Origin of the sequence: Alkalibacterium iburiense, from assembly GCF_039521845.1 — a bacterium.
Lineage (GTDB): Bacteria > Bacillota > Bacilli > Lactobacillales > Carnobacteriaceae_A > Alkalibacterium > Alkalibacterium iburiense.
The window spans coordinates 1-25,552 of record NZ_BAAACW010000017.1; the positions used below are offsets into that span (position 1 = coordinate 1).

Genomic DNA, 25,552 nt, shown 5'->3' on the forward strand with positions numbered 1-25,552 from the left:
ATGTTAATTATAGGATACTCTCTCTTTTCTGTCATGGCTTAGATTGCGAAGCAATCATATTGTTTTTTATTTTTAGTCATCCCCTATAACAAAAAAAATACTGATCAGCAAAAGAAACTGATCAGTATTTTTGAAATTATAAACCTAAATAGGGTGCAGGATTAATTAGATTGCCATTTTTACGTAACTCTAAGTGTAAATGGACACCTGTTGCTGTCCCTGTTGCTCCCATTGTTCCAATCACTTGTCCACGAGACACTCTCTGTCCTCTGCTTACAACGATATTAGGTTGTAAGTGAGCATAAAGTGTTTCGTATCCATTGCCATGGTCAATTCTTATATAATTTCCTAAACCAGGGCTCACTGCAACAGTTGTGACTATTCCACTATCAGCGGCTGTAACAGGTCCACTTCCTGCGATATCTATACCATTATGCATCGTATAAACACCATGAATCGGGTGAAGTCTCATTCCGAAACGGGACGTTACTCTACCAGTGGCAGGGACATGCAACTTAGTAGAATGGCCTGCTGATGCAGGTGTTTTGGTCGAACTAGACGTTCCCACTTCTCCACTTGATACAACTAATCGCTGACCCACAAAGATAAGGTCACTTCTTAGATTATTGTCTGTTCTAATTTGAGAAACTGTTGTATTGTGTCGTCTAGCAATATGACTTAACGTATCACCAGCCATTACAATATATTCTCCAGATGTTTTTGGTGTTTCAACTGGTTTAGGTGTTGTGACAGTTGATTCACTCTTAATACCTGATACAACCAAGCGTTGATTTACAAAAATAATATCGCTACTTAAGTTATTATCTTTCATCAACTGAGCTACAGTCGTTGAATGTCTACGTGCGATTTGACTTAAGGTATCACCCGCTACTACGACGTATTCCCCGGATGTTTTAACTGTTTCTTCAGGCTTTGGTGTCTCAACTGGTTTTGGTGCTGGTACAGTTGGTTCACTCTTAGCGTTAGCTACAGTTAGACGTTGACCTATGCGAATAACATCACTCGTCAAATTATTGTCTGTTCTAATTTGAGAAACCGTTGTGTTATGTCTTCTAGCAATATGACTCAAAGTGTCACCAGCTACTACAACGTATTCTCCTGTCGATTTAACTGTTTCTTCAGGTTTTGGCGTTTCAACTGGTTTTGGTGTTGTGACAGTTGGTTCACTCTTGGCATTGGCTACAGTCAGACGTTGGCCTATGCGAATGAGGTCACTTGTCAAATTATTGTCTGTTCTAATTTGAGTAACTGTTGTATTGTGTTCTCTTGCGATACGACTTAATGTATCACCAGCCACTACAACATATTCTCCTGTTGTTTTTGGTGCCTCAACAGGTTTTGACGTTTCTACAGATGGTGCAGCTTTTGCATTAGCCACTATAAGGCGCTGACCTATTCGAATGAGATCACTTGTCAAATTATTATCTGTTCTAATCTGAGTAACTGTTGTATTGTGTCTTCTAGCAATATGACTTAACGTATCACCAGCCACTACGACGTATTCGCCAGTTACTTTTGGTGTTTCAACAGGCTTGGGCGCTTCTACAGATGGTTCAGCTTTTGCATTAGCCACTGTGAGACGTTGACCTATGCGAATGAGGTCACTTGTCAAATTATTATCTGTTCTAATCTGAGTAACTGTTGTATTGTGTTCTCTTGCGATTCGACTTAGTGTATCGCCAGCCACTACTATATATTCTCCAGCTGTTTTTGGTGTTTCAACAGGCTTGGACACTTCTACAGATGGTTCAGTTTTTGCATTAGCCACTATTAAGCGTTGACCAACAAAGATAGTATCTCCTGTTAGTTTATTATCGGCTTTTAATTTAGCTACCGTTGTTTTGTAATCTCTAGCAATTTTACTTAGAGTATCACCTCTGACAACAGTATAGGTTCCTTCAGCGACTGATGTTTCCTCTGGCTTGGTTTCAACAGGCTTCGCTGTCTCTCCTGCCACTTCTGGAACACGTAGTTGCTGCCCCACTCTAATTAAATCAGAAGTTAGAGTGTTTAACTCTTTTATTCTATTTACCGTTGTTTTATACTGCACGGCTAAGTGACTCAGTGTTTCACCTGATTTAACTGTATGAGTGGTTTGCTTTCCATTATGAACAGACGTATCAGGTTTGTCCTCTGGTTGAGGAGCCGGTGTTTCCACTTCTACAGTTCCCGGAACAGTTAATCTTTGGTTGACAAAAATCAAATCACCCGTTAGGTTATTTAATTTTCTAAGCTCCCCAACTGTTGTGTTAAAGCGACGAGCAATATGGGATAAGGTGTCCCCTCGTACCACAGTATAAGTTTGAGCAATTGGATTTGTCTTCTCTTCATCTACTGGCACGTCTGGTTTTTGAGTTTCTGGTTTTGGTGTTTCCGGTTTGCTTTGTTCAGGCGCTGGCTCAACAGGTTTAGGTGTTTCTGGTTTGGGTTGAGTTTCCAATTTAGGAACAGTTAATCTCTGATTCACAAAGATTAAATCTGATTTCAAATTATTTGCTATTTTCAAAGCTTGAACCGTCGTCTTAAATTCTCTAGCTATCTTAGATAGCGTATCTCCTCTCACCACTGTGTAAGTCGTCGTTTCTCCAACTGGTTTGGAAGGAGTCGTCGTTGGTGGTGTCGTCTCTGGTTTCGGAGCTGGGTTTGGTACAGGTTTAGTTGTGCCGTCTCTAGGTACATCAAAACGAGTAAGATTGTACAAAGATATAATATTGTTTAGTTTATTGGCATACGTCGGATCTGTTGCATATCTTCCTTGAAGCCATTGAGTAGCATCTTTATAGGAAGAAGTATTTTCAATCCAAGTACCGGAATAAAATTGCGGATTCCAACTGGTTCCTCTTCGAAGCAACCCGGCGTAATCTCTTAATGACTCTTCATAAGACGGGTACTTTTTGAAGTTATCAGTAATTGTTATCCATCCAGTATGCGAGTAATACTCTCGCGTACGCATAGCTACAGATTGTCCATTATAAGAGCCTTTTATTCCAAATAAATTGTGATTTGGAGGAGCGGATAAGCTGCTTCCTCCATAACCAGATTCTAAAATGGCTTGAGCAATCATGACTGATGCATATAAATTATGCTCAGCTGCAATTTCTTGAGCAAAACCAGAAATCTGGTTAATAAATCCTTGTGGTGTTTTAGCATTATGTAAATCACCTGGTGTAGAGGGCTGAGTTTTACCCGCTTGGGACACACCTGCTTCATTAATTGCTAAGACTTGACCAACAGAGATACGATTGACATTTTGAATGTTATTCAAAGACGCAATTTTACTTGCAGTAGTACCATATTGCTGGGCAATACGATTTAACGTATCACCGGATTTCACCACATAAACAATGGCTTTAGCGGCATCTTCTTTTGGAGTCTCTTTTTTCGGTTCTTCTTTTGGTGTTTCTTTTGGAGTCTCTTTTTTAGGTTCTTCCTTAGGAGCCTCTTCCTCTACTTGTTCCGGTTCTTCCGGTTCAGTTGCTTCCGTCTCATCTACGGGTTCTTCATCGTTAGTGACTTCATCAACGATTTCATCGGATGAATCCTCTTCCTCTGATTCTTCTTGAGCTCCGACTACTTGGTCTAGTTCTAAATCTTCTTGAACTACCACTTCTTGGTCTTGTTCTGAATCTTCTTGAAGTGTGTCATCTTCCTCGGATACTATGTCTTCAGTTTCCTGAACCTCTTCACCTTCAATGCTTGGATCACTCAATAAGCTGGAAGTGTCTTCTTCACTATCAGAGTCTTCTTGTATGTCTTCAGATAAAGAACTAAGCGTTTCTTCTGTTAATAGCTCTTCTTCCGTTATTTCCTCAGATACGAGAGATTCTGATTCTTCTTCCAAAGCTTCTTCTGCTTCTGGAGTATCTTCTGTATCGAGATTAGACACAGCTACAGGTGTCTCTACTTGATTTTCTAGCAAAGCGTTAAAGATAGTATCTAATTGGTTATAAGATAAACTATGCTGAGATAATTGATCTAAAATCTCTTGGCCGCCAGCTAGCTCTATCATTTTAACTAGTTGCGCTTTAATATATTCTAATTCCTCTGCCTCTTCATCAGATAAGACAGGTTCTTTTTCTTCATTTAATTCGTTAGATTCATCCTGCTTTGCATCTTCCATTGATGCTTCTAAAGCAGTATACTGTTCATGTAATTGGTGTAATTCCTCTTGGTTTATATTTAATTCTTCAGCATTTACTGCTTGAGAAAAACCACTTGTTGCGACAATTCCTGCTAAAAGACTGGCAGAAATTGAGACGGGTTTCGACATTCTTCTCTTTTGAAAAGAGGGTTGAAGGGGCATATATTTTTGTTTGCTCACGTTTATTCTGGCTCCTTTCACTTATGTAACAAGTTATTCTCTTATTATACCCTCACTTTATTTATTCTGGAACGGAAAGTTTGTTCTTTTTCACATTGTTATCAAATTGAAACACTAATCGTCACTTTTTGGACGAATAACGGGCCGTTTTAACATTAAAAAAACGGTTTGGTCTATTGTTTTGCATTTTATTTTATATTTATTAGCTATATTTTTAAAACTATTAATGGAGGTTGTCATAATTGTTACATAACAGTTTAGAGTTCACACATGAACTGATAAAGAAAAGGGTTAAGACTGGAGATACAGTCATAGATGCCACTGTTGGCAATGGAGGAGACACTCTTTTGCTCGCGCAATTAGTAGGAGCAGATGGAAAAGTCATCGGTTTTGATATTCAAGAAGAAGCCATTAACAGAACAACCGAAAAACTGAAAAATCACAATCTATTAGATCGCGTGGCTCTCTATCAAAAAGGGCATGAGCAGTTGCTATCAGTCTATCCGGAACGAGATTCTGTTTCAGCTATCGTCTTTAATTTAGGGTATTTACCTAAAGGAGATAAACGGATTATCACCTCACCGGATACTACCATTAAAGCTATTGAGGACGGATTGACTGTTTTAAAAGAGAATGGAATCTTACTCATCATGATTTATTATGGGCACGAAGGTGGCTTATTGGAAAAAGAAGCAGTTCTTAATTACGTGACTTCTCTTCCCCAAACCAACTATCAGGTGTTGAAATACGAATTCATTAATCAGAAGAACAATCCTCCTTTTTTACTTGCAGTAGAGAAAAGATAACAGTTTTTATTTGTCACTAATTTAAGAGGTTCTTTGTTTGGAGCGCTTATTCCTTTATGTTAGAATAATGTAGAAATCAAGACATTATTCTAGTTGAAGAAGGAGATTATTATGGACAGATGGACAGTCCTAGTAACATCAGTCGGAACGCCGATTGCCCATGGTATACTTAAAGGACTAAGAGAAATGAATGAAGATGTTACTATTATTGGTATTGAATCAAGAGCGGTGACAGCTGGAAACAAGTTTTGTGATCGAGTGTACCAAGTTCCTCGCTTTACTAAAGATAAAGAAGGCTACTTCAAACACTTAAATGACATCATTGAAAAAGAAAATATAGACGCTTTATTTTCATCTCATCCTCCAGAAATTTACCTCTATGAAGACTATAGTAAAAGACTTTCCATCCCCTTTGCTTTACCCAGTAGTCCCCATTACAGCAGGTTAAGAAATAAAGAAGCCTCCTATCAATGGCTCTTGGACAATGGGATGGAGAAGTATGTACCACGTTACTAAAGTTTCAATACAAATGACGAACTACTCAAAATTAAAGCAGACCATTTCCCCAATGAAAAACACATCATCGTCAAAGAGGTAGAGGGATACGGTGCTACCGGTTTTGCTTTATTAACTGATCGGGAAGAATTTTTACAGGCAATTAGAAAACAACAAACGCGTATTTATGATATAGAAGATTATGTAGAAGCCGCACCTGAAAGACGCCGCTTGGTGATGAAACAATTGGAAAAACCAGAATATAGTGTGGATACATTTGTACACAACGGTCAAATGGTTATCGCTGTTCCAAGAAACAGATCAGGGGTTTCCAGTGGTTTAGTCATTGAAGGGTCAGTCGTAAAGCAAGAAGAATTAATCGCTATTTCAAAAGAGATTGTGGAACTTTTTGTTGACGATGGCTTTATCAATTTACAATTCATGAAAGAGGACGGACAGTTTAAGTTAACCGATGTTAATCCGCGCTTTTGTGGAAGTCAGATCATGTCTTTAGGGGCAGGAGTTAATTTCCCTGAACTCTTTTTAAAGTATACCTTAACCGATAGCCGACCTATTCCTGAACCTATTTGGAATACACGCATGTATAGGTACCGAGACAGTTACTTTTATCATGAACCTTCTGAAAAAGCTAATGCCGATATAAATAAAGGCGCAGAAGTCTTTCCTCTTAAAAATATGTGAAATAAAAAATGACTATCAGCGTGTGATAGTCATTTTTTTTATTTTATTTAGATTTAATAAAAGTATTTCCTAAATCCTTAGGTGCTTCCGAACGTCCCACTACACCAACTAGGATAATGATGGTTAGTAAGTAAGGAAGGACTTGTAACCAGACAGATGGCACATCTTGAATGATTGGAATATAGTTTCCTACCCGGGCTAAACTTTGAGCAAAACCAAAGAATATAGCTGCTCCCATCGCTCCAAGTGGATTCCATTTACCAAAAATCATAGCGGCCATCGCGATAAATCCTTGTCCAGCAACGGTTAAAATTCCGAACTCATTATGAATCGCTTGAGCTTGAATGGCCCCACCAATTCCTCCTAAGAATCCTGAAATCATAACACCTGCATACTTCATCATATACACATTAATACCTAGTGTTTCTGCAGCATGAGGGTGTTCCCCGACTGAACGCAGTCTCAAGCCAAAACGCGATTTATAAAGGATAAACCAAGCAATAATGGCTGTTAAAATACCCAGAAAAGCTGGTCCTGATGTGTTTCCGAATAAAATCGGTCCTATTACAGGAATACGATGAAGCAAAGGTATATTAGAAAAGCCAAATGAACGAGCTAAAGGTCCTGTTTGAGCTGCGCCGTAAAAAGCTCTCGTTAAAAACACAGCTAATGCCGGAGCAGCCAAGTTAATAACCGTTCCAGATACAATATGATCAGCACGTAAATGAATAGACGCTACGCCATGAAGTAAGGAGAATAGTAAGCCAATAACTCCACCAGCTAGTAAGCCTAACCAAGGCGTCATATTTCCGAATGTACCGTAAAATTCTAGGTTAAAGATAGCTGACATAAAGGCACCCATCACCATTATACCTTCTAATCCGATATTAACGACACCACTGCGTTCTGAGAATGTTCCGCCGAGGGCTGTAAATATTAATGGAGCGGCATACATTAGCGAACTGGATACAATTAACTGTAAAAGTGTAGGTAAATTCACGCCTCTTCTCCCCCTTCTAAATCAGATTTCTTATTTGTTTTTACTTTATCAATAAGCAATCTGATGACATAATTGGCTCCTACAAAGAATATGATAGCTGCAATAACGATACTGGCCATCTCATCTGGTACGCCAGCACGGTTTGGCATAAAGCCTGAACCGACATCTAAAATACCAAATAAAATAGAGGCAAGGAAGGTCCCGAATGGATTACCTAATCCAAGCAGTGCAACCGCAATTCCATTGAACCCAATATTTGGAAGAGCATTTTGGGTAAACAAGTTCCCAAATGTTCCGATTCCGTGAATAGCTCCACCCAAACCAGCTAATCCCCCACTGATAAGCATAGATAATATAATATTTTTCTCTGCACTCATTCCAGCGTAAGTCGACGCATTAGGGTTTAAACCTACCGCTCGCACTTCAAAACCTGAAGTCATGTGAGTCATAAAGACCCAATATAAAACAACAACGGCTATAGCGATAAAGAATCCCAGGTTCAAGCGTGATCCTGCAGTTAAATTGGTTAACCAGTCAATCCTTAAACTGGCATTTTCACTGACTCGCTCTGTTGTGTTTCCTACAGCTAAGAAATTACGAATAATGTAGTTAGTTGTGTGAAGAGCTGTATAGTTTAACATAATAGTAACGATAACTTCACTCGTTCCAAAATAAGCTCGTAAGGCTCCGGCAATCCCTGCCCAAATAGCTCCAAACACCATACCGATAATTAATGTTGCCGGTACGAGAATGAGTCTTGGTAAATCAGGAAAGGCTAAAGCAAACCAAATGGCGCTAACCCATCCTGCCAATAATTGACCAGAAATACCGATATTAAAGAATCCTGCTTTAAATGCAATCGCAAAACCTAATCCGGAAAAGGTTAAGATTGTTGCCTGTCTTAATGCCTCACCAAAGAAATAGGGACTACCAAATACGCCCATTATCATGGCTTCATAAGCCGTAATCGGATTATATCCAAAGGCAAGCATGAGTATTGCTCCCAATATAAACCCGAAAATGATGGACAAGATGGGAACCAGTATGTTGTTTAATCGGTTTCTACTTACTTTTAGCAACGGTCTGTCTCTCCTTTCCATTGGAACCAGATAATTCTTCTTGTACTCGATCAGGAGAGACTCCTGCCATAAGCAATCCTAGTTCTTTTTCACTTGTTTCGTCTGCATTGACAATAGCTATGATATTGCCGTCATACATAACCGCAATCCTATCTGAAACATTCATAATCTCATCTAGTTCGTAACTCATCAGCATAACAGCTTTCCCATTATCTCTTTGTTCAATCAGACGTTTATGAATGTATTCAATCGCCCCAACGTCTAATCCTCGTGTTGGTTGTGCGGCAATTAATAAAGAAGGGTCTCTGTCGATTTCTCGAGCTATAATCGCTTTTTGCTGATTTCCTCCTGATAAGGAGGCCGCTGGTGCTTCTTCACTTGTGGTACGCACATCAAATTCTTCAATCAACTTTTTAGAGTACTGTTTAATTTCTTTATGCTGCAAAAATCCGTTTTTACTAAATGGTTCGTGATAATACGATTGAAGTGTCATATTTTCTTCCAAAGTCATTGGTAGAATAAGTCCGAATTTTTGTCTATCTTCTGGAATATGACCTAAACCTGTTTCTGTAATTTTTCGAGGTTTCATGTTCGTAATATCTTTTCCATCAAGTGTGATTGTCCCAGAGTCTACTTTTGCTAACCCTGTAATCGCCTGAATTAACTCAGATTGTCCGTTTCCATCCACCCCGGCAATACCTAAAACTTCTCCGGCCTTCACTTCTAAATTTATACCTTTAACGGCATCATACCCTCTTGCTTCTTTTACAACGAGGTCTTTTATAGACAAGACGGGTTCCTTCGGTTGGGAAGCACCTTTTTCCACTTTAAAGGAAACCGAACGTCCCACCATCATATCTGCCAGTTCTTGCTGAGAGGTTGTTTGAACATCCACTGTATCAATACTTTTTCCTCTACGGATAACTGTACAACGATCAGCTACTTGCTTGATTTCATCTAATTTATGAGTGATAAGAATGATAGATTTGCCTTCACTCACTAATTTTTTCATAATACCCATTAATTCTTCAATTTCTTGAGGTGTTAATACGCCAGTCGGCTCATCGAAAATTAAAATATCTGCCCCTCGATACAAGGTTTTTAAAATTTCCGCTCTTTGTTGCATCCCTACTGTAATTGATTCGATTCTTGCTTTAGGGTCAACACTTAAACCGTATTGATCAGATAGCTTTTGGACGTCTTTTTCAGCGTCTTTTTGGTCAATAAAACCAAAACGATGCTTTTCTTTCCCTAACATTATATTTTCTGTTACCGTAAATTTATCTACTAACATGAAGTGCTGGTGTACCATTCCAATCCCTAGTCTGTTGGCCGTATCTGGGGAATCAATTGATACAGTTTCACCATTCACTTTTATTTCACCGGATGTCGGTTCCAATAATCCAGACAAAATATTCATTAGAGTCGATTTTCCCGCACCATTTTCACCTAATAAAGCGTGAATTTCTCCTTTTCTAACTTCCAAATGAATATTATCATTCGCTTTAAAATCACCGAACATTTTAGTAATTCCTTTCATTTCGATGACTTTTTGAGTCTGTGACATTACCGATCCCTCCCTCTCTTCATATAATATAATACAGTCATTATTATTACTCATTCGAACCCTCTATGCAAGGATTCTCCAGTTATTTATGTGAAAAAAGCGCCAGCCCTCAGACTAGCGCTTAGTTTTATTCATTTTGTAAATTACTCGTTACACTATATTATTCTGATTCTTCTGCTTCTGGACCACTGTATGTGAATTCAGGCACTTCGATTTCGCCATCGATGATTTGTTGACGGGCTTCTTCTACAGCTTCCCACGCTTCATCTGACATGTTCCCGCGTACTAAGTCAACACCTTCATCTTCTAAACCGTAAGCGATATTTTCTGCACCAGGGAAACCTTCTTCAATTGTTTGGTCAGTTGCTAAGATAATGGATGTTCCTACACCTTTAAGTGTTGAAGTAAGAGTGAAGTTTCCACCTTCCCAGTTTCCTTCTTCTTCTTGGTCACGGTCAACACCGATTACCCAAAGCCCTTCTTCACCAGCTTCTAAACGGTTACGAGCTTCTGTAAATACTCCATTACCAACAGCTCCGGCTGCGTGATAGATGATATCTGCTCCATTTGTAAACATACCTGCTGCGATTTGTTGCCCAATTCCAGCATCACTAAATGATTCTGCGTATTGAACATCTACTTCAATGCTTTCGTCTACGTGAGCAACTCCAGCTTCAAAACCTGTTTGGAAACGGTCGATAACTTCTCCAGCAATTCCTCCAATGAAGCCAACTTGACCTGTTTCAGTCGTATGAGCCGCTGCTACACCAGCTAAGAATGCTGCTTCATGGTCACGGAATGTCAACGAAACGACGTTTTCACGGTCAGAAATAGCATCCACTAAGCCAAACCATTGATCTGGGTTTTGGTCAGCTACATCATTAACTGAATCCTCTAATAAGAACCCAATTCCGTAAATAATGTCATGACCATTAGCTACAGCTTGATTTAAGTTAGGTACGAAGTCTGCTGAGTCATTTGATTGATAATACTCAATACCGTCTCCACGTTCTCCACTGTACCCATTGTCTTCTGCCCATTGCATCATACCTTCCCAGGCTGATTGGTTAAATGAACGGTCGTCTACTCCACCTTCATCTGTTATCATTCCGATAGAGAAATCTGTCGTTTCAGTGACGTCCCCGTTGTCATCTGTCTCTGTATCTTCTCCGCCTTCGTCTACAGTTGTATCTTCTGTATCAGGATCTTCTGGTGTTGGATCTCCAGCGTCTTGCCCCTGACATGCTGCTAATACAAAAGCTGATGATGTTAAAGCAAGTAACATCTTTAATTTTGTCTTTGTCACAGTGTATTCCCCCTATAATTTTATGTAACTCTGAGAAAACTGTTCCTTCCCCATTCTCATTTAAATTTAGTGTAAAGAATGTTTCCGTTACCAGTTTCCTTTCAAAGTCATAGTAACACTTTCGTAATAAAAAGAAAAGTTAGAAATTAATAATTATTCTCATTATATTTTCGTTTTTGAAGAGCGGTTTAAGCTCCCTCTTCACTCGGTTCCTCTAACGACTCTTGTTGCACCAGTACTTCTCTCGGTTTAGAGCCTTCCGAAGGACCGACAATTCCTCTCATCTCCATCTCATCTACGATACGCGCTGCACGATTATAACCTATTCTAAATCGTCTCTGTAACAGAGAAATACTAGCCGTCTGCATTTCAACAACTAAAGCCACCGCATCGTCAAAGTGCTCATCTTCTGATTCTCCGGTACTTGTTTTCGGTTCATCTTTTGGAATCATTTCTTCCACATAATTGGCTTCTTGCTGTTCTTTAACGAAACTCACGACTGCTTCTACTTCTTCGTCTGAGATAAAGGCTCCTTGTACACGGTTCGCTTTATTCGCTCCCATAGGTTGGAATAGCATATCTCCTCGTCCTAGAAGCTTTTCCGCCCCGTTACTATCCAGAATGGTACGGGAATCCGTTCCACTTGATACAGCGAAGGCAATACGTGAGGGAACATTAGCTTTAATTAATCCGGTTATGACATCCACACTTGGTCGCTGGGTCGCTAGTATCATATGAATACCAGCGGCACGCGCCATTTGAGCCAATCTTATAACGGCGTCTTCCACCTCATTGGAGGCTACCATCATTAAGTCAGCTAACTCATCTACTATCACAACAATATAAGGTAAAGGAAGCAACCCTTCATCGGTTTCCTGGTTTTTCTTTTTAATAAAGGTGTTATAACCTTCCATATTACGTGTGCCACTTGCCGCGAATAATTCGTAACGGCGTTCCATCTCCTGCACCACTTTATGAAGGGCTTGGGCAGCTTTTTTAGGATTGGTCACAACGGGTGTCAGTAAATGAGGTATCCCATTGTACATATTTAATTCAACCATTTTCGGGTCAATCATCATCAGCTTCACTTCGTTTGGTTTAGCCTTTAATAATAAACTCGTAATCATTCCGTTAATGGCCACTGATTTTCCTGAACCGGTTGCTCCTGCAACCAGCAGGTGAGGCATTTTCGATAAATCAGCCATGGCGACATTTCCGGCAATGTCTCTTCCCAGAGGGACTTCCAGTAATTTGTCTTTATTATTGACTTGTCCTTCAATGACATCTCTAAAGGATACCATACTGACTTCTGAATTCGGCACTTCAATACCAATAACAGCTTTACCTGGAATGGGTGCTTCCATTCGAATATCTTTCGCTGCTAAAGCCAGCGCGATATCATCTGTCAGACCCACAATTTTACTCACTTTTACACCTGTTGCTGGCTGTATTTCATACTTCGTAACAGCTGGTCCAAGATTGGCTTTTGTGACTTTTGCTTTAACTCCAAAACTCTCAAAGGTTTCTTCCAATTTTTGAACATTTTGTTGAATAATCGTGTATTCATCCGACTGATCCACGGCTTCTCTTTTATTTAAGAGTGACACTGGCGGCAGTTTATAGGCTTCATTCTCTTCTTCTCCAATTTCAAAATCGACTGGTGAATCGTCTCCGTTATCCGGTTCTTCCGTTGCCATCGGTTCTTCTTGAGAAGAAGTCTGATCGGCTGCTTGATTTTCCTGCTGTTTCTGTAACTCTTGGTACCCCTCAATTTCAAGGACAGTTTGCTCAGAAGCTTGTTCAGGAAACTCTTGGACAGTTTGTTCAACTGTTGACTCTTCTTGTGCTTCTTCCTTCTGTTTCTTCTCTTTTTTCTTTTTCGGTTTCTTCGTTTGTTTTCTGTTCTTTATTGCTGAACCTATTTTTGACGCTATAGATTTTCCTGATTGCACGAACCAGGAGAAAATCGCTTTTAGTCCATGTCTGATTCTGTCAAACAGTTTTCGGTAAGACAATTGGAAAAATGTCATGATCCCTAAAAAGACTAAAGTCAAAATCATGATATAAGTCCCTACATAAGAAAACAAGAAATAACTGACGCTGAAAAATAATGCGCCTATCATTCCTCCTCCTAGGGTATTGCCTACACTATTGGAAGTAAACTGTGGCCAGAAAAAGCGCCACGTCGCCACTACGCTGTTAATGGATTCGTTCATAATAGGAGCGAACCATCTGGAATGTAGAAACACCAGCCATGCTGTGTAAAGTATGGCAACTCCTTTTGTTTTTGCCCCTTTATAACTGGGCCATGCTCCCTTTAAAATTAAATACACACCTGATGCTAATAATATAATAGCTAATAAAGTAAAGGTTTCCCCTACAAAAAATCTCAGGACATTTGTAAAGAACCTTCCTACAAATCCAAAGGATCCTAAAGCAAGCAAGCTGATAAATGATAAAATAAATCCTAATAATTCTGGTGCGACTGTATGCTGCTTTTTCTTTGGTCTCCCTCTTTTTCTTTTTCGTGCCATTTCGAAACTCCTTTCTCCTTTTCTGGTCTAGTATACCATGAATAAAAGGCTCAAGGTAGACTGCACTTTACTGTTTACATGATAGGTACACCTTATCTTTTGACCAATGTTCACTCCTAAAGGTACACTAAAGATAGAAGAAAAGGAGGCGGAGAAAATGGGTTCATTTTTTAAAGAGTTTTTGAATAAGGGGAAAAATAGAGAGTCTAATGGAGAAGTCATCTATACAAATGATCCGCAAACGGAAGAGGGGAAACAAAAAGCACGCATGGAGATTTCCGGAAAGGTTCAAGGTGTCGGCTTTCGGTTCTCTGCTAAGAATGCAGCAGATGAATTAGGGATTAAAGGACTGGTCCGTAATGAAAGTGACGGAACGGTGTATGTAGAAGCTATAGGGGATAAAGAGAGCTTATCCTCATTTATTGAAGCGATGCGCAAAGGACCTAGCCCAGCAGCTGATGTAGACAAGGTCGTAGTGACTTTTGATTCAAATATTGAAGAAAAACCTAATTTTTCTCAAGCGAATTGAATTTCCTTTTCCTTTAATGTATAGTGTGGAGTAGCGTGTTATCCAATAGCACAAATCAACTATTATTAAGGGATTGAATTATTTTGACAAAACGAATGAAACGGTGGCTCCTCTCCGGTGGAATGCTTACAATTGTACTCTTCTTATCCGGATGTATGAGAGTCGATCAGGAAGGAAATCCGACAGGTGGATTTTCACAATTTTTATATGACTATCTGGTTATCCCCACTCAGCAGTTTATTGAAATACTGGCTGATTTTTTTGGAAGTTACGGATTGGCTATTATTGCCATCACAATCATTGTCCGTATTCTGATTTTACCTTTATCTATTAAGCAACAACGTTCCACGATGGAACAGCAGGTAAAAATGGAAGCTATCAAACCAGCTACTCAAGAGATTCAAGAAGAAATGAAAGAAACAGATGACCCACAAGAAAAACAAGAATTGCAGCAAGAACTGATGGAAGTCTATCGCGAAAACAATGTAAGTATGCTCGGTGGCTTATCGGGGTGTTTGCCTCTCTTAATCCAAATGCCGGTCTTTACTGCGATGTTCCAAGCGATTCGAATGTCTGAATCCATCGCTTCTGCGACATGGTTAGGGATTCAATTAGGAGACAGAAGTGTTATTTTAGCTGTTGTGACTGGTCTTTTATACTATGTTCAATCAAGAGTAATGATGATGGGGATGCCTGAAGAACAGCGTAACCAGTCTAAAACAATGATGCTGATGAACCCAGTCATGATACTGATGTTTTCTATTACAGGTCCAGCTGGTTTAACTCTTTACTGGTTTGCAGGTGGAATCGTTGCTATCATCCAATCTCTCGTGACTAACTTATACTACAAGCCTAAATTAGAAAAAGAATTAAAAGAAAAACACGGAGACGTACAGGTTGTCGAACGAAAAAGACGCCCACGCAAACAAACGAAACACGTTCAGCAAGAAAGAACAGGAGCAAATCCAGCTCCTTCAGCACGTGACAGACGTCGAAATCAAAGTCCCTTTGAACAAAAAGGACGAAGAAACGCTGGAAAACAACAACGCAATAGATAGTCAGTCGTTTAAACGGATGACTCTCTGGCTTCTAGCCTAAGAGTCATCCGTTTTTTTTGTGTGAAAAACCCTCTTTAAAGTATGATTGTTTCTCACACTTCAAAGAGGGTGTTATTGCGTTTCATCTTCTTCGGTTAATTTAGGGAATCTCACTCTGAAGATGGACCCATGATCGAGTACACTTTCAGCCGTAATCCTTCCATGGTACCCTTCAACCAATTGCTTGGCGATGGATAAGCCTAGACCGTTTCCACCTTTATGGCGGCTTCGTGCTTTGTCCACTCTGTAAAATCGGTTGAATATTTTTTCTGTATCTTCTTGGGTCATCCCTTCCCCATAGTCTTGAATGGCTATTTGTATAGTCATTCCGTTGTCAGATACACTCAGATGTACTTCTTTGCGGTCTGTAGAATACTTCACAGCATTATCTAACAGAATAATTAAGATTTGCTCCAAGTGATTCCTATAGATGTTAATGGTCGTATCGTCGTCAATGTCATCGTCTAAAATGAATGTGAAATCCGGATGGACCAATTTGAAATTATTAAAAGTCTGAGTGACAATGTCTTTTACGACTGTCCGCTCGTGTTTGTAGTGAATTTCTACTTGTTCGGCTCGTGATAAATCAAGCATTTCCTGCACTAAACTCTTCATGCGTTCCATTTCTTGAAGAGATGCGCTCAAGGATTCTTCTAAAATAGCAGGATCATCCTTGCCCCATCGATTGAGTAATTTCATATGCCCCTCTACAACTGCGACAGGAGTTCTCAATTCGTGAGAGACGTCTTCCACAAACTGTTTTTGCTGTTCAATATTTCTTTGCATGCGGTCCAGCATAGCGTTATAGGCATTGGCTAATTCAGTCAGTTCATCATTTCCGTCTCCGACATCTATACGTTCATCTGATTCCGGTTCTTTTTCAATGATATGCATCGCTTCTGTTAATCGACGAATCGGCTGCAAGAAAGAAAAGGCAATGATATACCCTATTATTCCACTAAATAATAAAGCAATGACTCCTGTCAGCAAAATAGCTCCCAGAATGCTCTGAAACAATTGATGATAGGATGACAAAGTATTGATGACTTGAACATATCCTATACGTTGGTTGTTAAAAAAAGAGTTTATGGGAGATACGGCTGACAAGGTTTCCCCGTAAGGGCCGTCTTCAATCATTTCCATCTGCATCGTATCTCTAGGCACAAAATCAACGGAGTCCAGAGAGACTGTTTCATAAAGGGGTTCCCCATCTGAATTAAATATTCGGATGACAATACTGCCTTGGCTGCTACTCATTCTTCTATTTCTAAGGTTAGTTGACTCTTCGATGATGGGAAACTCAGGTGTAAAATAAAAATCCTGCTGATTTAACATCGAATTGACATCATCTTCCGACAAGTCATAGTAATTCTGACCAAGCCGTTCCGTTATATTATAAACGACGTTTCTAACAGCTTGCTGTTCATCATCTATCATAATTTGCTGAAACGTAATAAACAGAATCGCTGAAAAAATAGTGTACGTTAAAAATAGTGCAATTGCAGCCCCGATAGTCCACTTCCATCTCAATGAAATGCGTTTTGTTTTATTTATATTCGTCGTATCAATGGCTGCTTGTGTTCTCACGTACGCATCACGTATCCTGTTCCTCTTACGGTCTGGATGTAACTCTCCTTACCAGGGACATCTATCTTATTACGTAAATAACGGATATACACATCCACCACATTTGTTTCTACTTCTGTTTCGTAACCCCACACTTTATTCAAAAGAACTTCTCTTGATAAAACAATATTGACGTTTTCCATCAATTCAACCAGCAATTCGTATTCCCGTTTGGTTAACTCGATGATTTCATCTCCACGCTTCACCACTCGGTTCTCTTTCTCTACAACAATATCTCTGTACGTAATCGTTGTTTGACGGCTTACATTTTCTTCAGATTCAATATCGATTCGACGAAGTAAAGCACGCATGCGAGCAAGCAATTCTTCAATTGCAAAAGGTTTAACGACATAGTCATCTGCGCCATGATCAAAACCTGAGACTCGGTCAATGACAGAATCTCTCGCTGTCATCATAATAATAGGGACATTGCTGACTTGTCTAATACGACGAGCAACATCAATCCCATTTAATTCTGGGAGCATTAAATCGAGTAAAATAACATCCCATTTGACGTTTTCATTGGTCGCCGCTTCTAAACCAGATCGTCCATCAAAACGGACTTCCGTTTCAAATCCCTCATGAGTTAACTCTAACTCTACAAAACGAGCCAAGTTCTTTTCATCTTCAATAATTAATACTTTTGCCACCGGCTTCACTCCTACATTTTTCTATACTGTTTTTATCCATTCATCAGTTTACAATCCTATTATCATGCTCTTTTAGTTTACCATAATTTATTCATTTAGGAAATCGAAGAACTTTCAACTTAAACATGAAAATAGCAGGTTTCTAGAAAGAAACCTACTATTTTGTCTTGATTAAATTTTAGTCCCAGCGTTCTTCGCCATTGTCTCCGTACCAGTCAAAGTGGTAGCTTCCTTCTTTATCCACACGTTCATACGTATGAGCTCCGAAGTAGTCTCTTTGAGCTTGAATAATATTAGCCGGAAGACGTTCAGAACGGTAAGAATCATAGTAAGCAATCGCTGATGAAAAGGCGGGTACAGGAATACCATGTTGAACCGCTAAGCCAACCAAATCCCTAACGGACTGCTGGTAACGTTCAGAAATATCCATAAAGTATTCATCCAGTACTAAGTTCTTCAACTCCGGGTTGCGTTCATATGCTTCTGTTATTTTTTGTAAGAAGCGGGCTCTAATGATACACCCTGCTCGGAAAATTTTGGCAATTTCTCCGTATTGAAGGTCCCATCCGTATTCTTTGGAAGCAGAACCCATTTGAGCGAATCCTTGAGCATAACTCATAATTTTACTGAAGTACAGCGCCTCTCTCATCTTTTCAATGAGTTCTTTCTTATCTCCCGTGAATGCTTTCTTCTCAGGTTTAGGCAAGACTTTGCTGGCTTCTACACGTTCTTCTTTCATTGCTGAAATGTAACGAGCATAAACGGATTCTGTAATTAACGGCAGAGGCAAGCCTAAATCTAGAGCACTTTGAGATGTCCATTTTCCAGTTCCTTTACTTCCGGAACGGTCTAGAATAATATCAACAACCGGTTTGCCTGTTTCCGGATCGACTTTCGTCAAAGCATCCGCAGTAATTTCAATTAAGAAACTGTCTAATTCACCTGTGTTCCACTCTCTAAAGACTTCAGCCATTTCGTCGTTTGACAAACCGACTACATCTTTAAGCAAGTGGTAGGATTCAGCAATCAACTGCATGTCTCCATACTCGATGCCGTTATGCACCATTTTAACATAGTGTCCGGCTCCATTTGGACCAATGTACGTCACACACGGCTCTCCGTCTGCAGGAGCTTTAGCCGAAATTTCTTCTAACATCGGCGCGACTAAATCATACGCTTCTTTTTGTCCGCCCGGCATAATAGATGGGCCTAAAAGGGCTCCTTCTTCTCCACCGGATACCCCTGTTCCTATAAAGTTAATACCTGAGTTCGCTAACTCTTCACTGCGTCTCATTGTATCCTTATAGAATGTATTTCCGCCATCGATTAAAATATCCCCTTTATCCAAATAAGGCAGTAACTGCTGAATCACAGCATCTGTTCCTTTTCCAGCTTGAACCATTAATAATATTTTTCGAGGAGTTTCTAAAGAGTTAACGAACTCTTCAATATCATAGGTTGCGACAAGCTTCTTATCTGGATGTTCTTTCATGACATCATCTGTCTTAGCACTTGTACGGTTATAGATAGAGACTGAGTACCCTCTACTTTCGATGTTTAAAGCTAAATTTTTTCCCATTACCGCCATTCCAATGACGCCAACTTGCTGCTTGGTCATTATAAATCCCCTTCCGTCACATAAATAATTTAAAAAGCTCTTTCATTGACCACTCACTGTTCACTCCTTATAGTAACAAATATTGAACACTTTTGGAACTATCTTCTGAGCGCTTGCATTCTTTTCCCTATTTCAGTAAACTGTTAGGTGAATACGAAGATAAGAAAGTTGGTGTCAACTTATGTCTAAAAAAACAGATAAAAAAAGTTCAAGTAGTCTCGCTTCTAAATTAATTATATGGGTATTAGTTATTTCTATGGCCATTCCAGCCATCGCATCTTTCCTAGGTGTTATTTTAAACTAAGAATGAAAGCCTTCTGTTTCTAAAAAGAACAGGAGGCTTTTTTAATTGTCCTTTTAAGCTTTACGTCTTTCTTTTTTCTGCTCCGCAATTTTTAATAATTCTTCTGCTGTTTCAATCGTTAACTGGGTCAGTTCTTCACCAGACAACATGCGAGCGACTTCTTCCGTTCGCTCTCGGCCCGTAATTATCTCCACCAACGTACGCGTTCGATCGTTTTCTATTTTCTTCATAATATAAAGGTGCTGGTCAGCCATAGCGGCTACTTGAGGCAAGTGAGTAATACATAAAACTTGTGAATGCACTGCGACAGAATGAATCTTGTCCGCAATAGCTTGAGCCACACGTCCGCTGACACCCGTATCCACTTCATCAAAAATAATGCTGGTAATTCCTTGAGACTGAGAAAAAATGGTCTTCATCGCCAGCATCATACGCGATAACTCTCCACCTGAAGCCACTCGGGCCAAAGGTTTTAACGGCTCGCCTGGATTCGTCGCAACGAAAAATTCTACCTTATCCTGTCCATTCTCATTTAACTCTGAAGCTTGGTTGAAAACGACAGAAAACGTCACTTTTTCCATGTACAACTCTTTCAACTGATCTAAAATCGACCGCTGCAACTGATGAGCCGTCTGTCTTCTAAGTTCCGTCAATTCTTCTGCTAAAAGCAGAGCCTCTTCTTTACGGTCCTTGATTCGTTTACTCAAGTAGTCGACTTGTTCTTCCCTATTAGACAGTTGGTTCAATTCCGCTTCGGCCTGTTCGTAGTGAGTTAATATCGCTTCGACTGAGTGACCATACTTTCTTTTTAATTGCTGAATGAGATTGAGTCGCTCTTCGATTTCATTCAAACGTTCTTCATCATACTCCAACTGATCTAACTCATTATAAATCGCACTCGCAATTTCTTGCAGCTGGAAAAAAGTAGAGGACAAATGCTCCGATACATCCTTAAACTTCCCGTCCATGTCTTCTATGCTTTCCATCTGCTCCATCGCTTCGCCTACCAGGTCCAATCCTCCGCTGATTTCTTCTCCCTGCAAGGCCTTGTAACTGGCTGATAAAGCTTCCACAATGGATTGATAATTCGCTAGCAATTTCTCTTCTTCCAGTAATTCTTCTTCTTCGTTTGGTTGAAGCTGGGCTTCTTTAATTTCTTCTACTTGGTATTCCAGTATGTCTAACCGTTGAGCGAGTTCTTGTTCATTAAACTGCCAGTTTTTTCTTTCTTTTACGAGTTCTCTATATTCTCGGTACACTTTCTGGTAAGCTGCTTTTTTCAATGCCAATTCTTCTGATCCATACTGATCGAGCAGATGGATATGATTGTCGGTCACCATTAATTCCTGATGTTCATTTTGACCATGAATATCAATCAAATGGCTCCCCATTTCTTTTAAAGCCGCAATGGTTACAATGCTTCCATTCACCCGGCAGACATTTCTACCACTCGCAAAAATTTCTCTTTGAATAAGTAAGGTCTGGTCGGCTTCTTCAATTTCATACTGCTTAAATAAGCGTGTTAAAGCGGCCGTAGGGCTATAGGTGAATTGCCCTTCCAGCACACATTTCTTTTTGCCGTAGCGAACAAACTCAGTTGATCCTCTGCCACCTGCCAGTAAGCCTACCGCATCAATAATAATAGATTTTCCTGCTCCTGTTTCCCCTGTCAAGACAGTCATGCCTTGATTAAATTCCAGTGCCATTTCTTTAATGATGGCAAAATCTTTAATACGCAATGATTCTAACAAAGATACACCTCTATTCTTCACTATCTTCCTACGTGTGTTATTTATCTATACATGACATCTAACACTCTTAGCTTACCTATAATGATGTCTATACATAAGCCAAGAGTGTTAGGTCGTTTAAATAAAGGATATGATTCTTCTCTGGAAACGATTGGAACTGTCTTCATCCCGACAAATAACAAGGACCGTGTCGTCTCCTGATATACAGCCAAACACTTCTTGGTATTTAGCCGTTTCTATTAAGGTGCCCAATGCAAAGGCATTTCCCGGAAGAGTTTTAATCAGCACAAATTCCTTTTGAGTGTCAATGGAAACAAAGGCATCTTTCAAGAGACGTCCCAATTTTTTCGAAATGTTGTAATTCATTTCCGGCGGCAGATTGTACTGATAACCTCCGCCTTTCGCAGGCACTTTTATTAATTGCAGTTCTTTAATATCTCTTGAAATAGTGGCTTGAGTGACTTCAATGCCTCTATCTTGCAAAATAGCTACAAAGTCTTCTTGTTTTCTAATTGTTTCTTGTTGGACTAATTGTCTAAGCAATTGGTGCCGTTCTTTCTTTTTCAAGCTCCTTCACTCCTCTATGCTCGATGACTACTGGATTTAGACCAGTATAAATATACAGTATACTCTATTTAATTATACTTCTTTTTTAGTAAGGTTCCAATCATTAGCTTTGTTCTTAATCATTTATATTAATCATTCTATGCATAGAAGGGATGGCTCTGTCACCTATTACAGGGATTCATCTGTTTCCTTGAACACGATATTTTGGGTTGCTTGTTCGAGATGCTTCTCTTTAGTCAGTTCTTTTAAAGAGGTATTCCGAATATACGCAAGGAACTCTGTGTTCCCTTTTCCACCTTTTATAGGCGACGGTATAACCTCTTCCACTAAGAAACCTAAATCATAAAGATAATGAATGAGGGTCTCTACTACACGTCGGTGAACCTGTCCGTCTGTAATGATTCCCCCTTCACCTACCTCTTCACGGTCTGCTTCAAATTGAGGTTTGATTAAAGCCACAACCTCTCCTTCTTTTTCCAATATCGTTTGAAGGACAGGGAATATCTTTGTTAAGGAGATAAAGGAAACATCGATAGTAGCAAAAGTCGGCTTCCCTTTTTTAAAGTCTTCAACAGTCACATGTCTAAAATTCGTTTGCTCCATGACGACCACTCGCTCATCAATACGCAGTTTCCATGCCAGTTGGTTTGTCCCTACATCTAAGGCATAAACTAAACGGGCTCCATTTTGTAAACAGACGTCTGTAAAACCTCCTGTGGATGCGCCAATATCCAATACAATCTTATCCGTGAGGTCAATGGAAAAATGCGCGATGGCTTTTTCCAGTTTAAACCCACCTCGGCTCACATAGAGCTGTTCAGCTCCTTTAATATAGACTACTGTATTAAAGGGCCACTTTTCACCAGAGGTCTGGATTTGTTCTTCTTTTTCCGTATAGGCTTTTCCTGTCATGATGAGTCGTTTGGCTTTTTCTCGGTCTTCTGCCCAGCCTTGTTGAATGAGTAATTCATCTGCACGCACTTTTTTCATTTAGACACCTCTTTAGTAAATAGCCAAAGAATCAATAAAGGAGGCTAAAATTTCCTCATCATAGTCTGTTTCTCTTGATTTAATCAGTCGATTTAAAGAGTGGGCATCTTTTAATCTCTCTTCGAAGTAAGCTCGAGCTTCTTCTAAGCCCAGTAGTGCCGGGTATGTGCTTTTACCTAATTTGGCATCGGCGCCAACTCGCTTGCCTAGCTCTTCTTGATCGCCTTCGACATCTAAAATATCATCTCGAATCTGATACGCTAAACCTAAAATATAGGCCATTTCAATTAAATCATTTAACGTGTCTTCTTTCACTTCTGCCAACACACCTCCAGCAAAAAAGGCAAAATGGATGAGCTGACCTGTTTTACGCGCATGAATCGCTTCTAATTCGTCTAGTGTTAAATCAGCATGTTCGCCATCCATATCTGCATGCTGGCCTCCAACCATGCCTTCATTACCAGAAGCAAAGGCTAACTCTTTAATCAGTTTCACTTTTGTTTCAGCACTATGTTGACCCGTTGTCATCAGTTCAAAGGCTTTCGTTAATAGGGCATCTCCTGCCAGAATGGCAGTAGCTTCAGAAAAAGCAATATGGTTCGTTGGTTTCCCACGACGTAAATCATCATCATCCATTGCTGGAAGATCATCATGAATGAGAGAGTAGGTATGAATCATTTCCAAGGCTGCTGCATAAGGAAAAGCTTTCTCTACCTCTTTATCAAAGGCTTTTACTATAGCAAACAGGATTAAGGGTCTTAATCTCTTTCCACCTGCTTCTATTGAATAACGCATAGATTCTTCTAATTGTGTGCCGCTTGCGTCTTTTACTTGGCTAATCATGTAATCAATAAAAGCTGAGGTATACTGGTCAGTTAGTGTTTGAAATTTCATAAGTTTCTCCTTTATATAATCTGATTTTTAATCCAGAATGTCTTCTTGGCCATTCTCATTTATCATAGTCGTCACTGTTTTCTCAGCTTCTTCCACGATACGTTTGCAGTAACGGCTGAGCTTAATGCCTTCTTGGAACTGATCTAATGCTTTTTCTATAGGAACATCGCCTTGTTCCAGCTGATTAACGATGGATTCCAATTCTTTCATGGCTTCGTCAAAAGTTTTTTCGTTTTCCATTAGTTTTCTTCCTCCCTCTCTTCAGTCGATTGCACTTGAGCAGTTATCTGGCCATCTGATACGGTAATGGCTAAGACATCATTTTCTTTGACTTGCTTAATGGATTTGACGACTGTCCCTTCTGTCTGAGCAATCGCATATCCCCGGCTCAGTATTTTTAATGGGGATAGATAATCCAGCGAGTCGATTAAGTGATTGATTTGCTTGTCTTCATTTTGTATGACCTGCTTTGTCGCTCGAGTGAGTTGATGCGTCAGTTGAGTGATGTCTCTGTTTGCTTGATTCAAATGAGCGGAGGGGTTGTACCCCTTCAACTGCTGATTGAGCAAAGCCACCTGCTGTTTTTCATCTTTTACCTGCTGGTCAACAATCTGTATCAGTTGGGTCGTCAGCTGATCCAAATTCTGACTATAACCGTCGTATAATCGTCTAGGCTGTCTGAAAATATAGGACTGTTCAAGTCGGTCTACTCGCTCCTTTTGATGTCTGATTAAAGCCGTCATCGCCTGTATGAGTCGTTGTCTGGTCAGGTCTATTTTTCCGTTTTCTTCAATCAAAACGGGAACAGCCAGTTCAGCAGCTGCAGTCGGTGTCGCTGCTCTGACATCTGCAGCCAAATCAGCTAGAGTCGTGTCCGTTTCATGACCCACTGAAGAAATAATAGGCGTTTGCGCGTGGGCAATGGCTAAAGCTACTCTTTCTTCGTTAAATGGAAACAGGTCCTCAAAAGAACCTCCCCCACGAGCAACAATCAGTGTGTCCAAGTCGCCCATCTGATCAGCTTGTCTGATACTGTTCACTATGGAATCAGCGGCTTTATCTCCTTGTACGACAGTCGGAAAAAGATACAGCTGGACAATCGGAAACCGTCTTTCAATGGTTGTGCGAATATCTTGGATCACTGCCCCGCTCTGACTGGTGATGATTCCTATTTTTTTAGGAAAACGGACAAGAGGTTTCTTCCGTTCCGCATCAAACCATCCTTCTTCTGCTAATTTTTTCTTCGTTCGTTCATAAGCGGCGTATAACTGCCCCAGTCCCTCGGGTTCAATATGGTCAATGTATAATTGGTAGACGCCCGTTTTTTCATAAACAGACAAACGTCCGACTGCCAGTACGCTCATGCCTTCTTCAAGTTCAACAGCCAATCTTCTTTGTTCTTTTAAAAATAAAACGGCTGATAATTTGGCTCCCTGATCTTTAATGCTGAAATATTGATGACTGTTTCGTCTTTTGGGATTGTAATTCGATATTTCACCTTTAACAAATACCCTTTCTAAATAAGGGTCATAATCAAACTTTCGTTTCACGTAAGTGGTGAGCTGACTGACGGTTAAGTAGTCTTGTTCCATTGTTTTCATGCCTCCTTTTCCAAATATATAAAGAAGGGGTATATAAAAAGAGCAAAAAAATAGAATGCCTCGCACACTCTATTTTTCCGCCCTTACATACTGC

At 39.9% G+C, this 25,552-nt stretch carries 20 protein-coding genes; 5 read left to right on the top strand and 15 right to left on the bottom strand.

Annotated features, from left to right (window positions below):
- Window positions 1–136 precede the first annotated feature (136 nt).
- Window positions 137–4,342, bottom strand: a complete 4,206-nt coding sequence (locus ABDZ53_RS00880; protein WP_343753039.1) for a LysM peptidoglycan-binding domain-containing protein — start codon at window positions 4,340–4,342, stop codon at window positions 137–139.
- Between the two features lie 242 nt (window positions 4,343–4,584).
- Here ABDZ53_RS00880 and mnmM point away from each other — a divergent pair, with 242 nt between their 5' ends.
- The 3 genes from mnmM to ABDZ53_RS00895 all read left to right on the top strand — a co-directional run bounded on the left by mnmM (window position 4,585) and on the right by ABDZ53_RS00895 (window position 6,345).
- Window positions 4,585–5,148: a tRNA 5-(aminomethyl)-2-thiouridylate-methyltransferase MnmM gene (gene mnmM / locus ABDZ53_RS00885; protein WP_343753041.1), complete on the top strand. Its 564-nt coding sequence runs from the start codon at window positions 4,585–4,587 to the stop codon at window positions 5,146–5,148.
- 111 nt (window positions 5,149–5,259) lie between these two features.
- A complete protein-coding gene (locus tag ABDZ53_RS00890) occupies window positions 5,260–5,664 on the top strand; it encodes an ATP-grasp domain-containing protein (RefSeq protein ID WP_343753043.1) in 405 nt (134 codons plus the stop codon).
- 30 nt (window positions 5,665–5,694) lie between these two features.
- Window positions 5,695–6,345: an ATP-grasp domain-containing protein gene (locus tag ABDZ53_RS00895; protein WP_343753174.1), complete on the top strand. Its 651-nt coding sequence runs from the start codon at window positions 5,695–5,697 to the stop codon at window positions 6,343–6,345.
- Between the two features lie 43 nt (window positions 6,346–6,388).
- Here the strand turns inward: ABDZ53_RS00895 and ABDZ53_RS00900 are convergent, their stop codons facing one another.
- From ABDZ53_RS00900 to ABDZ53_RS00920, 5 genes are all read right to left on the bottom strand, one after another.
- Complete coding sequence (locus ABDZ53_RS00900) at window positions 6,389–7,345, bottom strand: ABC transporter permease (RefSeq protein WP_343753045.1); 957 nt, start codon at window positions 7,343–7,345, stop codon at window positions 6,389–6,391.
- Complete coding sequence (locus ABDZ53_RS00905; protein ID WP_343753047.1) at window positions 7,342–8,424, bottom strand: ABC transporter permease; 1,083 nt, start codon at window positions 8,422–8,424, stop codon at window positions 7,342–7,344. Before ABDZ53_RS00905 ends, ABDZ53_RS00900 begins: the two co-directional genes overlap by 4 nt.
- On the bottom strand, window positions 8,408–9,991 hold the full coding sequence (locus ABDZ53_RS00910) for an ABC transporter ATP-binding protein (RefSeq protein WP_343753049.1): 1,584 nt from the start codon (window positions 9,989–9,991) through the stop codon (window positions 8,408–8,410). Before ABDZ53_RS00910 ends, ABDZ53_RS00905 begins: the two co-directional genes overlap by 17 nt.
- Before the next feature lie 160 nt (window positions 9,992–10,151).
- Window positions 10,152–11,276, bottom strand: a complete 1,125-nt coding sequence (locus ABDZ53_RS00915; protein WP_425541663.1) for a BMP family lipoprotein — start codon at window positions 11,274–11,276, stop codon at window positions 10,152–10,154.
- Between the two features lie 209 nt (window positions 11,277–11,485).
- Window positions 11,486–13,831 carry an FtsK/SpoIIIE family DNA translocase gene (locus tag ABDZ53_RS00920; RefSeq protein WP_343753053.1) on the bottom strand — a complete coding sequence of 782 codons (2,346 nt, stop codon included), beginning with the start codon at window positions 13,829–13,831 and terminating at the stop codon, window positions 11,486–11,488.
- Window positions 13,832–13,988: 157 nt separating this feature from the next.
- Between ABDZ53_RS00920 and ABDZ53_RS00925 the strand changes: the two genes are divergently transcribed.
- Both ABDZ53_RS00925 and yidC read left to right on the top strand, forming a co-directional pair.
- Complete coding sequence (locus ABDZ53_RS00925) at window positions 13,989–14,360, top strand: acylphosphatase (protein WP_343753055.1); 372 nt, start codon at window positions 13,989–13,991, stop codon at window positions 14,358–14,360.
- Window positions 14,361–14,443: 83 nt separating this feature from the next.
- Complete coding sequence (gene yidC / locus ABDZ53_RS00930; RefSeq protein ID WP_343753057.1) at window positions 14,444–15,418, top strand: membrane protein insertase YidC; 975 nt, start codon at window positions 14,444–14,446, stop codon at window positions 15,416–15,418.
- 111 nt (window positions 15,419–15,529) lie between these two features.
- Here the strand turns inward: yidC and ABDZ53_RS00935 are convergent, their stop codons facing one another.
- The 9 genes from ABDZ53_RS00935 to xseA form a co-directional block, all read right to left on the bottom strand.
- Entirely contained in the window at window positions 15,530–17,044 is a 1,515-nt protein-coding gene (locus ABDZ53_RS00935; protein ID WP_343753059.1) for a HAMP domain-containing sensor histidine kinase, read from the bottom strand.
- Window positions 17,041–17,733: a response regulator transcription factor gene (locus ABDZ53_RS00940; protein ID WP_343753061.1), complete on the bottom strand. Its 693-nt coding sequence runs from the start codon at window positions 17,731–17,733 to the stop codon at window positions 17,041–17,043. The genes ABDZ53_RS00935 and ABDZ53_RS00940 overlap by 4 nt, the downstream gene beginning before the upstream one ends.
- Before the next feature lie 178 nt (window positions 17,734–17,911).
- Window positions 17,912–19,351: an NADP-dependent phosphogluconate dehydrogenase gene (gene gndA / locus ABDZ53_RS00945; protein ID WP_343753063.1), complete on the bottom strand. Its 1,440-nt coding sequence runs from the start codon at window positions 19,349–19,351 to the stop codon at window positions 17,912–17,914.
- A gap of 357 nt (window positions 19,352–19,708) precedes the next feature.
- The gene (recN, locus tag ABDZ53_RS00950; RefSeq protein ID WP_343753065.1) at window positions 19,709–21,406 is read right to left on the bottom strand and encodes a DNA repair protein RecN; all 1,698 of its coding nucleotides are present in this window, start codon (window positions 21,404–21,406) and stop codon (window positions 19,709–19,711) included.
- A gap of 117 nt (window positions 21,407–21,523) precedes the next feature.
- Window positions 21,524–21,973: an arginine repressor gene (gene argR, locus ABDZ53_RS00955; protein ID WP_343753067.1), complete on the bottom strand. Its 450-nt coding sequence runs from the start codon at window positions 21,971–21,973 to the stop codon at window positions 21,524–21,526.
- A gap of 168 nt (window positions 21,974–22,141) precedes the next feature.
- A complete protein-coding gene (locus ABDZ53_RS00960; RefSeq protein WP_343753069.1) occupies window positions 22,142–22,963 on the bottom strand; it encodes a TlyA family RNA methyltransferase in 822 nt (273 codons plus the stop codon).
- A 12-nt stretch (window positions 22,964–22,975) separates the two neighbouring features.
- Window positions 22,976–23,857, bottom strand: coding sequence for a polyprenyl synthetase family protein (locus ABDZ53_RS00965; RefSeq protein WP_343753071.1), 882 nt, complete (start codon window positions 23,855–23,857; stop codon window positions 22,976–22,978).
- Window positions 23,858–23,884: 27 nt separating this feature from the next.
- Window positions 23,885–24,097 (bottom strand): exodeoxyribonuclease VII small subunit, encoded by a 213-nt coding sequence (locus ABDZ53_RS00970; protein ID WP_343753073.1) that lies wholly within the window; start codon window positions 24,095–24,097, stop codon window positions 23,885–23,887.
- Window positions 24,097–25,449 carry an exodeoxyribonuclease VII large subunit gene (xseA, locus tag ABDZ53_RS00975; RefSeq protein WP_343753075.1) on the bottom strand — a complete coding sequence of 451 codons (1,353 nt, stop codon included), beginning with the start codon at window positions 25,447–25,449 and terminating at the stop codon, window positions 24,097–24,099. The genes ABDZ53_RS00970 and xseA overlap by 1 nt, the downstream gene beginning before the upstream one ends.
- Window positions 25,450–25,552: the final 103 nt, after the last annotated feature.